This is a genomic window from Belliella marina (assembly GCF_042682445.1).
GTDB lineage: Bacteria > Bacteroidota > Bacteroidia > Cytophagales > Cyclobacteriaceae > Belliella > Belliella marina.
The window spans coordinates 230932-249132 of the sequence record NZ_JBHUHR010000022.1 but is presented as its reverse complement, the minus strand read 5'-3'; the positions used below and the strand labels follow the sequence as shown (position 1 = coordinate 249132).

Genomic DNA, 18201 nt, shown 5'->3' with positions numbered 1-18201 from the left:
TCAAAAAGCCCTTCCATATTAACTGGAAGGGTTTTTATATTTTAAAGCCTGCTGATTACGTCATCCAACAAATTTCCGAAAACCAACATAGATTCTATCAATCAATTGCTTTTTAATTTTCCTATTACAAGAATGGGATTATCACCATTTTCGGTTTTATCCTTCAGTTTTCTTATTGCTTCATTCTTGGATAATATAAACTTCTGAAAATTAACAGCTTCCTCAGAAGTTCCATGCAGTAGATTTGGATCTAATGTATAATATATGTCGTCACCGTCCATGCCATACATTAGACTCATCATACCAAAATCAGCCATATGCGTAAAGCCACGCGTATCATAAACCTTATCTAATTCCTTATTAAACAAAACTTTATGCATACCTTCAGTTCCACTATTATATTGGAAATACATCCATTTATCTGATTCAAAAACACGATCAATATTGTAAACATATTTTGATTCTTTTAAGGCAAGTAACTGATCTCTTAAAGACAATCTCTCAATACTTTTAAGAAATTCTTCCGTGATTGTATAATTTCCAAAATCAAAACGATACTTAGGAACATAGCCTTCCATGTCAACTTCATAGATGACATTTTCAAACATCGGATATACATATGCTTTGTTCTGATAAGAATAGCTACTGTAAAAAGGTGATGTAATAGAATGATCGATCGTAAAACTCTTTTCTATATAGTTATTCTGAACATTAAAATCATAGTCAAAAGTTTTTACATAATGCTTGTTGGATTCAGAATTTCTATTTCCCAAATAGAAGCAAAAACCTTTTCCATCAATTGGTATAATTGATTCTAAAGGGTCAGAATATTTTCTTTTTGACAAGAACTGCAAAGTAGAATTATACATTAACAATTCCATCCTTGTTCTTTGGCTATTGATCATTAAATAACCATTAACTTCATCTATTATAAATTGATCACAACTTGAATATTGATCAGGACCAGAGCCAAAACTTCCTAATTTTGAATGAAATGTCCCATCTTCATTAAAGCAAAGAACCTTTTCATAATCATGGATGAAATATTTATTGTTAAAGTATTTTATACTCCTGATATCCCCAATTAGAGATTCATTTGTAGTTTCCAATGGCAAAAAAATGACTTCTTCGATGACTTCTGATATTGGAATTTTATTATTATCAGTCGGATCCAGAACAAAGGTTTTTGTCTCCACCATACTTTCAGTTATCTCTGTAGAATTACAAGAAAAAACGAGTATAGCGATCAATATATTTAGGTATTTTGACATGCTGACAATCCGGATTCTTATATCCTTCCAGTAAAATGATTGTTGGATACTTAAAACTTGTATATAGAGCTTGTTTAAATTCCATCCTTTGATATGTGATTTCTCCTCTTCCTCCCACTTTTAGGTTATTTTCGAGAATATAGCGGTGGATACTTACCCGAAAACGAACCTTAACTGTAAGAAAGATGCATCAATCTCGATTTCAAAAGCAAAATTTAAACAAGCTCTTAGGTGAAATAGGTTTTTATATAAACTGATTCAAGATATTCTCATATCTCTCTTGCTTTCCACTTGTTTTCTTAGGTTCACCCACAGCAAGTGCATGGGTTCTAAGGTCTTCAAGAGTCAATTTTCCACTTTCAAACTCATTCCCTTTTCCAGAATCAAAAGAAGCATATCTCTCTTTTCTCAAGGATTTGTAATCTGATTTTTGCAAAATCTCATCAGCAATGATCAGCGATCTTGCAAATGCATCCATACTTCCTATATGTGCATGGAAAAGATCTTCCATATCCGTAGAGTTTCTTCTGATCTTGGCGTCAAAGTTTACACCTCCACCATCGATTCCTCCTCCTTCAAGAATCACCAACATAGATTCGGTGAGTTCTTGGAGATTGATAGCAAACTGATCGGTATCCCATCCATTTTGGTAATCGCCCCTGTTGGCATCTATACTTCCCAACATCCCGGAATCTACAGCTACTTGCAATTCATGCTGGAATGTATGCCCCGCCAATGTAGCATGGTTTACTTCCAAATTCAATTTGAAATCTTTATCCAATCCATGCTGTCTCAAGAAACCAACTACTGTTGCGGCATCGTAATCGTACTGGTGCTTGGTTGGTTCCATTGGTTTTGGTTCGATCAGGAAATTTCCCTTGAAACCTTTTGATCTAGCATAATCTCTAGCCATGGTCAAGAACTGCGCAAGGTGAGATGTCTCACGCTTCATATCGGTATTTAGCAAAGACATATAGCCTTCTCTACCACCCCAGAACACATAATTCTGCCCACCAAGCTTGATCGTGGCATCGATGGAATTTTTCACCTGTGTACCTGCCCAAGCCAACACATCAAAATCAGGGTTGGTCGAAGCGCCATTCATATACCTAGGATTGGAGAATACGTTTGCAGTACCCCAAAGTAATTTCACCCCAGTCTCCTTTTGCTTTTGTAAGGCATAGTCCGTGATGATCTTCATACGCTCCTCGTATTCTTCGATAGAAGCCCCTTCATCAATCAAATCAACGTCATGGAAACAATAATATGATGCACCAATTTTTACAAAAAATTCGAATGCAGCATCCATTTTATCCTTCGCCCGCTGTACAGCATCTTCGTTTGCATCCCAAGGATGTACAATCGTACCAGGTCCGAATGGATCCCCACCGGTACCACAGAATGAATGCCAATAGGCAATGGCAAATCTAAAATGGTCTTTCATTGGTTTCCCTGCAACTACTCTATTCTCATCATAGAATTTGAATGCAAATGGATTTTTGGACTCTCTGCCCTCAAACTTGATCTTATCAATGTTTGGGAAATAGGTTTTTGACATAATTTATAGGTTTACTTTTGTTGAGATTATTTTATTTAGCGATAATACGCTCCAAATTAGCGAGCCAATTGGCGTAGACTTCTTTATATATTTCCAATTTGTTAGGTTCGGGTTCCAAGGAAGCCAGTTTTTCCAAGCCTACAAAGGCTTCATCTGTGGAATTATACAGCCCAAGCCCCACTCCGGCACCTCTGGCCGCCCCTTGGGAGCCATCCGTGTCATATAATTCCAAGGCTACTTCATTCATGTGGATAAATGTCTCTCGAAACAATGGACTCAAAAACATGTTAGCATGACCTGCTTTTACGGTATTCAGATTCAACCCCATCTCTTTCATGATATCAAACCCATACGTCAACGCAGACACAATTCCTTCCTGTGTTGCACGAAGAACGTGCCGCTGGTCATGTTTCAATAAATTCAAACCATTCAAATGTGCTCCGACATGCTTATTTTCCATGATTCTTTCCACTCCATTTCCGAAGGGGACAAAACTCAACCCTTCAGAGCCGACGGGTACTTCCGAAGCCATTTCATTCATCTGAGGATAGAAAATACTATCTCCACCAAGTAATCTTTTGGTCCAAGAATTCAAGATCCCAGTTCCATTGACACAAAGCAGTACGCCATAGCTTGGGTTTTCTTGGGAATGATTCACATGGACAAAAGTATTCACCCTTGATTTTGGATCATACAGTGGTTTGTTGGCAACACCATAGACAGTCCCTGAGGTACCGGCAGTAGTAGCCAACTCACCATCTTTCAACACATTGAGTGAAAAAGCATTGTTGGGTTGATCACCTGCTCGATAGGTTATTGGGATACCTGCTTCTATGCCCAATAAGTTTGCGCTTTCCGCACTGACTTTTCCCTGATGGGAAAATGAAGGTACTGCATCAGGTAGCAGGTTTTTATCTATTCCATAATAATCCAATAGGTTTTGTGACAAACCATTGGCTTTGAAATCCCAAAAGATCCCTTCCGAAAGACCTGACTCTGAAGTGAGGATTTCACCAGAAAGCTTCATGGCTATATAATCGCCCGGAAGCATTATCTTATGGATTTTGGCATAATTAGCAGGCTCATTTTCCTTTACCCACTTCAGCTTGGAAGCAGTAAAATTACCTGGAGAGTTCAACAAATGTGGCAGGCAGTAATCTGAACCCAATGCCTCAAACGCAGCATTCCCAAAATCAACTGCCCTGCTATCACACCAAATGATCGACGGTCTGATCACATCCTGATGCTCATCCACCAAGACCAAGCCATGCATTTGGTAAGATATTCCTATTGCCTTCAATTCACCCTTTTGGACATTGCCAGCCTTGACAATCGCATGGGTGGCCTCCAAGACATATTGCCACCACATACTTGGGTCTTGCTCCGCCCAATCCTTATGAAGGGAATGGATCGGCATTTCTACCTTTGGCAATCCCTGGGATGCAATTGCCTTTCCCGTATCCGAATCAAGCAATGTCGCCTTGACGGACGAACTCCCAATATCATACCCTATTAATAATTTCCTCATCTTCAATCTACTGTTATCTTATATTTTCTTTTTCTTGGTCCCAAATCAAGGTTAATATTTATAAAAGCTCTCTTTCGGCCCCAGGTTGCTCTTTTGTAATCCGCCTGTGTCAATTATTATTTTCTGGAATACCACTCCGGGGTTTACCAAATATAACCTGAGTTGGTTATTCCCCTTCACAAACTTTATTTTTCTTTTGCTGACATTGATGCTGTTGATGACCCAAGCATCCCAACCACGCATTTCATTCTCGTGAATGGATACCAAGATCGGTTCACTGTCATTCGCAGCCAAACCATACTGCAAACCTTTTTCTGAATTTAGATAATTCAATGTCGGATTCGTCATGACACTGACTTCATACTCACCTCCTTCATTCATCCAAACATCATAAACCAGATAGCTCCCCTGTACAGAATCAGACTCAGTAAATGCTATTTCGGGTCTCGCCATGATTGCATTGCCTGTTTTGCCTAGATCATTGACAATCTGCCATCTCACGGGATTCACTTCATGCTTTGATGTGAAATGATCAACTTCGATAGAAACTGTCCCAAATGATTCTATGAAACCTATAAATGAATCTGCTATAGCGTAGTTGTTGATGGGAACCTGGACTTCCACTTTATCTTTCCCACTGGTTATTTCAATCTTTGCAAGCTGCTTCCCCTTTGGTGCCAATGACCAATCAATCTCAACAGCAATATCCATCTGCGTATCAACTTGACCCGATTCTACTGCTGTTTTCAACCACTTTGACTTGTTTTTGATTTTGAAATCCACTGGTTTTGCTCCTCTGTTAAAAAGCTCCAACTTCACTTTCTGAACATCATAAGGTGAAAGTGTTACGGTTTTCAATTGTTTTACTTCCGGGTAAAATGAAGTGCCTTGGGAAATTGCCACACCCAATGAACCCGAACTGGGGGCTTCCAAGCTTTTGGTTTCTGGAATTCTATTTCTTCTTGGTTCCTGCCAACTTGTATAGCCTATATGCGTTTGGTCCATCATATGTGACCATTTCCCATCCAACAGCTTGTTGTTGTAAAAATGGGAAATCAATGAATCTTTCTCAAAATATTGCCTGACTTCATCCGCCTTCTTATTGGTCAATACCCTACCTTGGTTGAAATAAAGATGGTTCAGCGCGGTACTTTCATACAATCTATGAAGATTTGCCGAAGCTGTGATTGGATGTTCTACCAATTGGTAAAATGCTGCATGGTACTTTTTATCAAGTTTGGATTTTACAAATTCCGTCAAATTCTCAAGTTCTTCCCATTCCTTGGAGACTGATTCCATTTCCCCATAGTAATGGATACTGTAGGTTTTATGATCCAAAAGTTCCGGCTTTCTCCTCCCGCTCAATTTCCCAAATCCTGAAAGCAAAGTAGCGATTTGAGGAGCATATTGATTTCCGAATTGTGAAGCTGCCCAAGTATTGGTATAATCCTCTATTGCAGAGGCAGGAATGGCATCTGGATTCCATGCAAAATCCAAAAAGAAGGAAATGGGGAATTCCATCGGCTTGATATCTCCTACATTGACTACCCACAGCTCATCCACCCCATGCTGATAAGTACGGTTCATCTGCTCCCAAATCTTTGGCAATGGATTGGTATTGACCCACTTGTAATTTCTGGGACCTCCCACGTAGTCAAAATGATAATACATGCCATAGCCACCTTTCCTTGGTTTCGTTCCTATTGCAGGAAGCTTCCTTACATTCCCCCAGTTATCATCGCAAAGCAACAAAGTGACATCATCCGGCACACGCATGCCTTTGTCGTAATATTCCTGCACTTCCTTGTAAAGCGCCCAAAATTGCGGTGTCTCGGAAGCTGGTTTCCCGGTCACTTCCTCGATGATCCTTCTCTGGTCATCGATGATTTCTTCAAGTAGGGCAATGTTGTTTTCCTCACTCATGGGCTCATCCCCATCTCCTCGCATACCCAAGGAAACTGTAGCTTCCATGCTTCCTTGTCTTTCCATGCCTGTTCTCCAAAAGTCCTGCAAAGTCTCCTTGTTGGTCTGATAGTTCCAATCACCTTTACCATGTCTTGACCACTCGGCATGGGCACGCATCAGTGGTTCATGATGTGATGTCCCAATGACAATCCCATATTTGTCAGCCAAGACACCATTCAATGGATCATCATCATAAAAAGCCCTTCCCCACATGGCCGGCCACAGGTAATTCCCCTGCAATCTCAGGATCAACTCAAATACATTTTCATAAAACTTATGGTTGAATCCTCCGAATTTCTCCTGTGTCCAACCAGACAATGCCGGAGCTTCATCATTGATAAATATCCCTCGGTATTTGACAGCTGGGGTACCTTTGGAATATACCCCTGGATTGATAAAGACTGTTTTCTTTTCCTTGGCAGGTACGTCAGCCCACCAATTCCAAGGTGAGACACCTATTTGTTTTGACAATTCATAGATCCCGAATATTGTCCCTCGCTTATCACTTCCTACGATTACCAGCGCCTGATCTATTCCGGGAAGTGGGTTTTCCAGGGTTTGGATCTGAAAAGTCTCCCATTTGTTTGCCAATGAAGAAACATTGATTTTCCCATCATTCACCAATTTATCTATCAATTCGCTTTGACCAAGCTGCCCAATAATCACCACCTTCTTTTCTCCGATCAACCCAGTCTTTAAAGCAGCCTTTTGGCCACTCACAGTCTGAATATCTCCCTGAAGATTCTCCACCGCAAGCAACACCCCTTCATCAGAACCATCAAACACAATCGGTGCTGCCGATCCATCGACCAGCGGAAAGCTTTTGAATGATTTGGTTTCAGACACAAAACCTTCATATCCCATCTGAGAGAATAAAGGAGTCCAGAGTAGAACACAACAGAAAAAGATTATGGATGATTTGATGTAGTAATGCATAGGTGATGGTTTAGGTTTATTGGTTAGGCTTAATTGAATTATCCTTCAAGAACCATCCGCGATATCCCCATCTCCAAACCTCTCAGCTCAGCCAAGCCTTTGAGCCTTCCTATGGCAGAATAGCCTGGATTGGTTTCTTTGTGTAGATCATCCAAAATCTGGTGTCCATGGTCAGGTCTGAAAGGGATCGGTTCATTTCTATTGTTGTTGAATTTGACCAATTCTTTCATGACGGCAAACATATCAACATCTCCATCCAAATGATCTGATTCATAAAAATTGCCAAACTGGTCTTTTTTGACATTTCTCAAATGTGCAAAATAAACGCGCTCACCAATTTCCTTCAAAATTGATGGCATATCGTTGAAACTGCCCGCGCCAAGGGATCCTGTACAAAAACAAACACCATTAAATGGTTTGTCTACGGCATTCAAGATCCAAGTAAAGTCTTCGTGGCAGGAAGCAATCCTTGGCAAGCCCAATATCGGAAAAGGTGGATCATCAGGATGAATGCTCATTTTCATGCCATTGCTTTCGCAGACATTGGCAATACTTTCCAAGAAAAGTGCTAGATTTTTCCTCAATCCATCTTTGCCGATCGCCTTATAAATCTCCAGGCTTTTATGCAATTGCTCCAAGCTTACACTTCCTTCGGTTGGCACTCCCATGCAGATAATTGCTTCCAGCGCATCCTTTTTTTCGGAGGAATATGTGTCAGACCTTTTTTCCAAAATGGACAATACTTCCTTGCTATAATCAGCTTGTGCCCCTTCCCTTTTGAGGATGTAGATATCAAAATAGGCCAAATCCGCCCAATCAAGATACAATGCCTTGGCACCATTTGGCAGCACAAATGCCAAATCAGTCCTGGTCCAGTCCAATACTGGCATAAAGTTGTAGCAAACAGTTTTCAACCCTACCTGTGCAAGATTTCTGAGGGACTGTCTGTAATTTTCTATGTATTTGGGAGCTTCAGCACTATTGGTTTTGATTGCTTCATGTACAGGGACAGATTCTACAACTGACCACTTCAAACCAGCAGCCTCAATAATCCTTTTCCTTTCCAAAATTTCATCCAAGGGCCAAACTTCGCCATGGGGTATTTGATGAAGGGCTGAAACGATGCCTGTAGCACCTGCCTGTTTGATGTCTTTCAGACTTACTGGATCATTTGGACCATACCAACGCCAAGTTTGAATTAGATTATTTCTCATTCAATTTCTATATACTACTCTACATTACCACTGATTTCCTAGATCAACTAACCCTTGGTTTTTTCAATAAATCCGAAACTTGCCTAAATGTTGATTCAACCAGACAAAAACGCAAATTGGAAGAGCTCATTTTTTAGACATAAATAAAACCGGAAGTCCCCAGAGGGAACTCCGGTAATGAATAATAAACCCTAATATTTATTGAACTATGAATAACAAATTGGATCCAAAACTTGAATCATCATTTGCACCAAAGTTAAATCCTGCGAAAGGGAATGCGAATGAAGTGTTTTCTGCTTCAATCTTTTATCCCTGAATTGGTAAACCAAAGACAGCTTTCCTCTTTCGAACCATAAACTTGCAGATAATCCAATAAAAATGCAACCGATTTCATTATTTTTTATGATTTTATCAATCATAATCTATTTGTGCACTTTGGAAATTGATGTAAAGAAGCCTGAATATCTGATTTTAATTAAAACAACCGATTTCAATTTAAGACTTTAAATTCAAATAATGAAGAATTTATAGGATAAACCTGTATTTTTACGATTTGATAAAAAGAAGGAACACCTCATATTTTGGCAATACCAATTACAAATCGAGAAATGGAAAAAGACATTACAATTTACGATATAGCTAAAAACCTAGGGGTTTCTCCAACAACGGTAAGTAGGGCCTTGAACAACCACCCTGCTGTGAAAGAAAAAACGAAGAAGAAAATTTTTCAAGCTGCTTCGGATATGGGGTACCAATCAAACATTTTTGCAGCAAATTTACGAAGTAAAAGAACCAATAACATTGGGGTCATCGTACCGAGTTTGAACAGTAACTTCCAAGCATCTGTATTGGCTGGTATGGAAAAAGTCGCCAATGGCGCAGGTTTCAACTTGGTCATCAGCCAATCCCTTGAATCAAGTGCCAAGGAAATTGCAAATACAAGGTCGATGTTCAACAGCCGGGTGGATGGCCTATTGGTATCATTGGCAAGTGATGCAGAGCATTTGGAGCATTTCACCCCATTCCATAGAAAAGGAATCCCGGTGATCTTCTATGATAGGATCGCCAATAGTGATGACAGCACGGGAGTTGCTATTGACAACATCCAAGCTGCCCACATCGCAACCAACCATCTAATCGAACAAGGTTGTAAGCGAATTGCACATATCTCAGGAAGTATCAAGGTAAGTGTATACGCCGAAAGACTGAAAGGCTACAAATATGCACTGATAGACAAAAACATCCCCTATGAGGAGGAACTTGTCATCATACTCTCCGACATCAATGAAGAAGCCGGAGAAAAAATCGTAGAACAAATAATGCAGATGGACCCATTGCCTGACGGCCTCTTCATTTCCAATGATGCCTGTGCGGCAAGCTGCATGAACCACCTCAAGCTAAAAGGAATCCGCATTCCGGAAGACATGGCGATAGTAGGTTTCAACAATGAAATAATCTCAAGACTGGTGGAACCCAAAATCACAACCATCAACTATCCCGGCTATGAGATGGGAGAAGTTGCCATGAAAAACATGATCAATCACCTGGAAGGGACATCCGGAAGTCCACTCAGCAAGACAAACAAAATCACACTCAGATCAGAATTGATCATCAGGGAATCTTCGCTTAAGAAAAAGTAATCGAAAAAAGAGGGTGTCCAGTAAGCAACGCTCCCTTAACGTCAAAAACAATATTTCAAAAATTAAAGGTCAAAGGGAAAAGAAACTACTCCTTTTCCCTTTGACCTTAATTAAGATGCTTCGAGAAATTATATCCAGCGAAACAATCTAAATATTGACTTTTTAGGCACAGTCATATCATAAAACTATTGCCTACTGTCAACCAAATCAATAACCTGGATTTTGATAGAGGACCTTATCACCCTCCATGGCATCAATCTGACTTATTGGAATGGGTCTCAGGTAATGGAAAGGCCTTATCGTCCTGGTAATGGTCTGAGGAGTATGATCTCCATAGTTCATGCCTCCAATTTGGTATGTACCTGCCAATTCTTCCCATTTTTGTGTCCTGATCAGATCATACCATCTGTACCCCTCCCCATAATACTCACGGGAACGCTCAGCCAAGATATAGTTGATATCGATCACTGCAGGAGTGGCAGCAACCATTTCGGCACTGTTGTCAACGATTTTTTCTTGGTTTCCATTGTTGTCCCAACGCCAAACGCCTGCCCTAGCCCTGAGTACATTGACCAAATCACGGGCACTTCGTGAACCGGTAGCACCTTTGACTGCGGCTTCGGCTGCTATCAGGTATAATTCAGAGAACTTTGCGATATTGTAAGGTCTGGTACTTCCTGCATTAGGCTCTCCAAGTCCGGTACCACTATCTGTCCGATAAGGACCCAGTTTCCAGAGCCCAGGATACACTATTCTGCTGATCCCTCTTGGCGATATCACAAAATCAGACCTTCCAGGCAAGATTCCAGCTCCTATGTTTCCTCCTAGGCTAGCAGGAGTCGGATAATTGATGGCTTGATCCGGTTCATCATCCAAAAATGTCAGGATTGCATCCCCAGCCTGCACCTCTACCAAATTGGCATTGTACATAGGGCCTCCTATTACTGGAGTCCTATCGGTATTGGCTCTGTAGACTGTAGTAAAGGTTCCGTCATACCGAGAATCGTTTGTCTTGTCAGCAAAGGTATTGGTAATGGCGCCGATCGTAGGTGCCATTCTTGTCCAAGGCCTACCTGTCGCTTGAATCGCTTCTCTCCTTACAGATTCGATATTCCCAGTCCATGTACTAGACGTAGAGCTACTCCTCAAAACAGTATAGTTCCAAGTCATCATCCAACCTGCAAAATTATCAGGCGCTCCGCCATTTCCCCAAGTAAGGCTTCCTCCATTGTAAAACTCACTCGTCTCAGTATGATCAGCGTATAGCAACAATTCATTGTTACGGTCATTTTGTGCAAGGTTTACATCATAAAATGTCTCCTGTAAGCCGAAACCACCGGGATTGTCAATAGCCTCTGTGGCTATATTGTAAGCTTGCTGAAAGTACCACTGCGCATCATGCCCATCCGGGTCCACCCTTTGCGCTTCCGGGTAAGTAGGAATATCATTGGGATTCTCCAACCACCAAGCGTATGTCAAATAAGCTTTTGCAAGGTACAGCCTAGCCAAGGTCTTGGTAGCAGTACCTGTCAAACGCGGTGCAATAGGCAAGTCTTCGATAGCTTGAAGCATGTCTGGAAAAACACCTCTTGTGTAGACTTCAGGCACTGTATTTCTGACAGAAGTTCTAGAAGGTTCTATATTGAAGGCCAATTCGCCTGAACCCAAGTCTAAAGGGACTCCTCCAAAAGTCTGCACCAACAAGAAGTAGTCAAATGCCCGGAAAAACCTTGCTTCTGCCACCAGAGCTTCAGAAACTCCAACTTCTGGAGCAAATTCAATAATTCCATTAGCTGTGTTGATGTTGGAAAATGCGGCTCCCCAAAGTGCATCTGCCCTACTGTTGTTAGGGTCTATATCACCTTGACCGCTCAAGTCCATTACAAGGAAATTTTGATCTGCACTTTGTGCATAAGTAGCTTCATCCGTTCCTGTCAAGGTGGTATTGTAATAATACGCTTGGCCATAGATATACCTTAAGTGCGCATACATTGAAGTAATGCCTCCTAATATTCCTTCCTCAGTTTGGAAAAAACCCGGCTCAAAGATACTCCTTGGTTGCTCTTCCAAAATGTCTGTACATGAAACGAAAAGCAAACCAGTCAACAGAAATACCTTGATTGTTTTTAAGTATAATTGTATATTTTTCATGGTTTTTAGAATGTCAAGTTAAGACCTATGATAAAATTCCGTGTAGCTGGTGCATTGGTACCGATGGTTAATAACCTACTGGGAATTGCATTAGTAATAGCTGCGTTTTGATCACCAAAAGAGTTGGTCTCAGGATCTAAACCTGTTTCTCTGTTGAATGGGGAAAACAGGACAAATGGATTCTGGACTGCTCCATATACCCTTAGTCTACTCATACCCGCCTTAGTCATCCAATTGCTGGCATTGTCAAAGTTATAACCCAACGTCATGGTTCTGATCTTCAAATAAGAAGCATCAAAATACCCCAAAGTACTCCCATACTTTGGATTGTCACCACTGGCTAAACCACCTGGGGCAGGATACCTAGCCTCTGTGTTCTCTGGTGTCCAGTAGTCTACAGACACATTGTTCCTCCTACCACTCATCAGATTCAAATACCCTGATGAAGAATGCAGTGTACTGATCAATACTCCGCCGCTTTTGAAAGTACCTACAATACTTAGATCAAAGTTTTTGTACGCAACACGAGTATTGAAACCGCCCATAAAATTTGGCTGGAGATCAAGGATTTGACGGTCATCTGGGCCAACTGCCCTAGTAGGAACTCCTTCGTCATCATAGCCACCTGTGTATTTCACTTTTATCATACCAACATTTCCTCCAGGCTCCAGGATATCCCTATGCGGATCACCTTCTTGCCACAACCCAACATATTGATGATCAAAAATCACATCGATTGGATGTCCGACAAACCACCAGTTCCCTTCATCTCTATCCTGCCCAGAAGCCAAAGAAACTAACTGATTTCTATTTGCATATATGTTGACTCCAGCTTCCCAACTCCAGTCATTGTTCTCGAAAATGAGTCCGTTTAAGGCCAACTCCACGCCTTTGTTTTGAGTCTCACCTATGTTTGCAGTATAACTGCCAACACCAGAGGTAGCTGGAAGATTTACTCCCAATAATATATCTTTGGTATTGGTAATGTAATATTCTAAGCTACCTGTCAAACGATTGTTAAAAAATCCAAAATCAACACCTACATTGTAAGTCTCAGAGTATTCCCATCCCAAATTTGGATTGGGTAATGAATTTACAAAATACCCTGTCAAGAAAGCTTCATTCCCGAAATTGTAAGGCCGTATTCCCAAACCTCCCAAAGTAGCGTAAGGGGCAATCGCTTGATTTGATGTCTGACCATAACCCAATCTAAGTTTAAGCATATCTACTTGCGAGACATTACTCATAAAGGATTCTTTGCCAATATTCCACCCTACTGAGACGGCAGGATATGTATGCCATTTGAACCCAGGAGCAAGTCTAGAAGAACCATCAGACCTGAGGGTTGCAGAGATCATATATTTATCATCGTATGAATACATCACACGCCCCATCAATGAGCTCAAACCCCAAAGTTGGTAATTTTGATCATTGGGATTGATTTGAATTTCACCATCTGAATGTCCCAAGTTATAGAATTGAAACTGATTAGCTGCAATATCTCTTGCCCACATCCTTGAGCTATAGAATTTATTTTGTTCGTTGGCATACAGGGCTGTCACATTGACAATATGTTTATCGGCAAAAATCCTGTCGTAAGTAATCAAATTCTCCATGATCCAATGAAAATTATGGGAATTCCCAACAGCTGCAAATGATTCAGTGTCTGGATTCGGACTATTGACTCCCCGGGCTGTAAACTCACCATTATTGGTTTGCCTATAATCCAACCCTAAATTTGCTCTATATTTCAAACCTTCTATGCCCGGAATTTTCAACTCGGCATAAAGGGCATTGTAAGTTGCATAAGTACGGGTTTCATTTAACCATTGCCCATCCAACTCTTCCAGCACTTCCCTAGTTCCAACCCAAGTATCATCCATTGGCATACTGATAGTCCTTCTTCTAGTACCATCAGCATCAAATGGACTTGCAAGCGGTGACATACTTAGAATACCATAAGACCCCACTTGAGATCCTTGTGTAGTATTGAAGTTATTGTTGCTATTGAAACCAATTCTCAAATGACTTCCAATCTCTTGATCTATAGCGGCACGCATCGAAATCCTATCAAATTGTTGGGTTGGAACGACACCTTCATCATGATAATAACCCAGCCCAAAGCTATAAGTACTTTTTTCTCCACCACCAGAGACATTTACATCATGACTAGACATTGTACCAGTCTGATAAAACAATCCTTGCCAATCTGTATTTACGTCATTTGATTCGCTTGCACCGGGGTTTTCAAACAAACCAGCGGCTTCTCTCATCGCAAGAAACTCAGGACCATCCATCATCGGATATGGGGAAAAAACCGTCCGGGGACCATGGAAACCACTGTAGCTAATCTTGGCCTTCTGCCCTTTAAATCCTTTTTTGGTGGTAACCAAAACCACACCATTTGCACCCCTAGAACCATAAATAGCAGTAGCAGAAGCATCTTTCAAAATGTCAATGCTTTCTATATCTTCAGGATTTATATCCGCTATTGATCCTGCAAATGGAATCCCATTCAGTACAATCAATGGATCATTGCTTGCAGTAAGTGAGCGATTGCCCCTGATCCTAATCTGCATTGTTGCGCCTGGCTGGGATGATGTCTGTGAAATATCAACACCGGGAAGTCTTCCTTGAAGTGCCTGGGTGATATTTGCCGAAGCTACTTCCCGCATTACATCTCCACCGATGGATGCCACCGAACCTGTCACCGCCTCCTGCCTCATGGTACCATATCCGACGACGACCACTTCATCCAGTGCGCTGACATCAGGCTTCATGTTGATGGTGATCGAAGACTGATTCCCCACCAATATCTCTTGCTTGACAAAACCAATAAAAGAAACTACCAAAGTAGCTCCTTCTCGGACATCGATCCTAAAATCCCCATCCAAACCAGTCACCACTCCGTTATTGGTCCCTTTCTCCTGTACCGATGCTCCAGGTAGACCCATTTCATTTTCATCGAGAACTACTCCCGATACACTTACTGTTTGTGCCATTGACGATAAGCTGACAAAAACAATTACCAGCATCGCCACCATGCGAATTAGCCAATTACCCGCTGTTGCATTTTGAAACACTCCGGTAAGTCTGGCAGATGTTAAATCCATACTTTCGATTATTTTGAGGGTTAGTATAATAAATTGATTTGTAATCATTCGTTTAAAATGGGCTTTATGGTCAGACAAAGCCGAATAAACTAAATGGTATTATAAACCTCCTAAAAAAAAATATTAAATGCAATCGATTTCATTTAATTTTCAATTATTAAATTAGATCCAAGTCAATAAACAAGAAAAATACACATTATAGGGCACCGTATCAAACAAATTTGGTCTGAAATATCATTCCTTAACTGAAATTCACCCAATTAAAAACAACAATCTAAACAGTATGTTTACCAATAAAAAACAGTGTATTTATTCTGTTTATCAACAGATAATCCTGGATATTTATTTTAGTAAACTATAAAAAAACAAGCAAAATTTCAATTACAAAAGTATTCAGAATAGAAGGAAATAAATATGTAACCGATTTCATATATTTTGCTTTGAACAAGAATTATTATGTGGTATTTTTGAAAATACTTGTTCATAGAATAAAAACAATTTTCCCAATCAAAACCAAAAACCTATTGCCAAAATGAAATTTTTATCCCTCAACCTATTATTGATATTCCTTTCTTTTACTGTCTATTCCAATGATGGTTACAAGCTGTGGTTACAATATTATAAAATCGACAACCCACAATCGTGGCAAATAGACAAGCTTACACAATATAAGGTCAATGGTTCATCCCCTACACTGGACATCATCCAAGGTGAAATCCAAAGGGCAAGCCAAGGCTTCTTTAGTCCAAAGCCTGAGGGTAGTTCCAAAAACCCAAAACTGCTCATTTCAAAAATTTCGGACCTTGACCAGAAAGGATTCTTGCTGGATTCCCATAAAATAAAAGAACTAGGTCCAGATGGCTTTGCCATCCAGGAGCTTGGGGATAAACAAAACGACAAGACGACTCTGATCACAGCCAATACAGATATAGGCTTATTGTATGGGACTTTTCATCTGCTACAAATGATCCAAAGAAATACACCAGTCCCCAAAGAGGGTGTTTTCCAATCCCCAAAAATCCAACATAGGGTATTGAACCATTGGGACAATTTGGACAGGACTGTAGAGCGGGGATATTCCGGGTTCAGTATCTGGAACTGGCACAGACTTCCAAGGCATATAGACCAACAGTACCATGATTACGCAAGAGCCAATGCTTCCATCGGCATCAATGGGACAGTATTGACCAATGTGAATGCAAACTCACTCGTATTGACACCAGAATATTTGGAAAAAGTGAAAGCTTTGGCAGATGTCTTTAGACCCTATGGAATCAAGGTATACCTGACGGCAAGATTTTCATCCCCTATAGAAATAGGCAAGCTCAGTACTGCTGATCCTCTCAACGGGGAAGTGCAAAACTGGTGGAAAGATAAAGCCAAAGAAGTATATGAATACATCCCTGACTTTGGGGGATTTGTAGTGAAAGCAGACTCGGAAGGGCAGCCTGGTCCACACAATTATGGAAGAACCCAAGCGGACGGTGCCAACATGTTGGCAGATGCACTCAAACCTTTTGGGGGCATTGTGATGTGGAGAGCTTTTGTCTACAGCGAAAACACTCCCGATGACAGACACAAGCAAGCCTACAATGAATTCAAGCCACTGGATGGCCTGTTTAGAGACAATGTCATCGTCCAAGTAAAAAACGGCGCCATAGATTTCCAGCCCAGAGAACCTTTTCACCCAATGTTCGGAGCGATGCCAAAAACTCCCTTGATGATGGAATTCCAAATCACCCAGGAATACTTGGGGCACGATACACACATGGCATTTTTGGCGCCTATGTATGAAGAGGTGTTGAGAGAAGATACATTTGCCAATGGAAAAGGAAGTGAAGTTTCGAAAGTGATAGATGGAAGCCTTCACTCCAATTCCATCACGGCCATGGCTGGTGTGGCTAATATTGGCACAGACAGAAACTGGACAGGACATCATTTTCATCAGGCAAATTGGTTTGCTTATGGCCGTTTGGCCTGGAATCCAAATGAAAGCTCTGAAAAAATAGCCGATGAATGGTTAAGACTGACTTTTACAAATGACGATGATTTCGTCACCCCGATCAGAAAAATCATGCTTGGTTCAAGGGAAATGGTCGTCAACTACATGACTCCCTTAGGCCTTCACCACATCATGGCTAGAAGCCACCACTATGGACCTGGCCCCTGGGTAACAGGAGGATCAAGAGCAGATTGGACATCCACCTATTATCACCAGGCATCGGAACAGGGTATTGGTTTTGACAGAACAAGCTCAGGCAGCAATGCCCTTGCCCAGTACGCCAAAGAACTACAAACCAATTGGGGAAATCTAAACAGCATCCCGGAAGAGTATTTATTATGGTTTCACCACGTACCATGGGACCACCAATTGAAAAATGGGGACACACTCTGGGAAGGGCTTGCAAAGCACTATCAGAAAGGTGTCGATGAAGCAAGATCCAATATAAAAACATGGGAATCCATAAAAAACAAAATCGATGGGGAAAGGTTTGCGCACACTTTATCGTTTATGAAAATCCAGGCAGAAGAGGCACAGTGGTGGAGAGACGCTTGCCTACTCTATTTCGGCCAGTTTTCAAAAATGCCACTTCCACAAGGTGTAGAGCAACCATTGCATAACTTGGAATATTATATCAATTACAATCCCAAAAATGTCCCGGGAATTTGATTGGCTATTGGTTATAAGGTTGGAAGGTTTTAAGGTTTTAAAGTTGAAAGGTTAAGGGGAGAAGTTTTCTCTCGCAGAGATCACAAAGTTGCCGAGGTAGGTGAGATTCAAGATGTAAGATACAAGTGTCATGTGAGACAAAAGAATCGGTATA

At 40.9% G+C, this 18201-nt stretch carries 9 protein-coding genes; 2 read left to right on the top strand and 7 right to left on the bottom strand.

The window, feature by feature from the left end:
* Window positions 1-101: 101 nt before the first annotated feature.
* The 5 genes from ACFSKL_RS08340 to uxuA form a co-directional block, all read right to left on the bottom strand.
* The gene (locus ACFSKL_RS08340; RefSeq protein ID WP_376885266.1) at window positions 102-1271 is read right to left on the bottom strand and encodes a 6-bladed beta-propeller; all 1170 of its coding nucleotides are present in this window, start codon (window positions 1269-1271) and stop codon (window positions 102-104) included.
* A gap of 244 nt (window positions 1272-1515) precedes the next feature.
* Window positions 1516-2829, bottom strand: a complete 1314-nt coding sequence (gene xylA, locus ACFSKL_RS08335) for a xylose isomerase (protein WP_376885264.1) — start codon at window positions 2827-2829, stop codon at window positions 1516-1518.
* Between the two features lie 31 nt (window positions 2830-2860).
* Window positions 2861-4357, bottom strand: a complete 1497-nt coding sequence (locus ACFSKL_RS08330; RefSeq protein ID WP_376885262.1) for a xylulokinase — start codon at window positions 4355-4357, stop codon at window positions 2861-2863.
* 51 nt (window positions 4358-4408) lie between these two features.
* The gene (locus ACFSKL_RS08325) at window positions 4409-7258 is read right to left on the bottom strand and encodes a glycosyl hydrolase 115 family protein (protein ID WP_376885260.1); all 2850 of its coding nucleotides are present in this window, start codon (window positions 7256-7258) and stop codon (window positions 4409-4411) included.
* 38 nt (window positions 7259-7296) lie between these two features.
* A complete protein-coding gene (gene uxuA, locus ACFSKL_RS08320; protein WP_376885257.1) occupies window positions 7297-8472 on the bottom strand; it encodes a mannonate dehydratase in 1176 nt (391 codons plus the stop codon).
* Between the two features lie 608 nt (window positions 8473-9080).
* Here uxuA and ACFSKL_RS08315 point away from each other — a divergent pair.
* Window positions 9081-10112 (top strand): LacI family DNA-binding transcriptional regulator, encoded by a 1032-nt coding sequence (locus tag ACFSKL_RS08315; protein WP_376885255.1) that lies wholly within the window; start codon window positions 9081-9083, stop codon window positions 10110-10112.
* A 207-nt stretch (window positions 10113-10319) separates the two neighbouring features.
* Here ACFSKL_RS08315 and ACFSKL_RS08310 read toward each other — a convergent pair whose 3' ends face one another.
* A complete protein-coding gene (locus ACFSKL_RS08310) occupies window positions 10320-12263 on the bottom strand; it encodes a RagB/SusD family nutrient uptake outer membrane protein (RefSeq protein WP_376885252.1) in 1944 nt (647 codons plus the stop codon).
* 5 nt (window positions 12264-12268) lie between these two features.
* Window positions 12269-15376: a SusC/RagA family TonB-linked outer membrane protein gene (locus ACFSKL_RS08305; RefSeq protein WP_376885251.1), complete on the bottom strand. Its 3108-nt coding sequence runs from the start codon at window positions 15374-15376 to the stop codon at window positions 12269-12271.
* A 532-nt stretch (window positions 15377-15908) separates the two neighbouring features.
* Between ACFSKL_RS08305 and ACFSKL_RS08300 the strand changes: the two genes are divergently transcribed.
* Window positions 15909-18047 (top strand): alpha-glucuronidase family glycosyl hydrolase, encoded by a 2139-nt coding sequence (locus ACFSKL_RS08300; RefSeq protein WP_376885249.1) that lies wholly within the window; start codon window positions 15909-15911, stop codon window positions 18045-18047.
* Window positions 18048-18201: the final 154 nt, after the last annotated feature.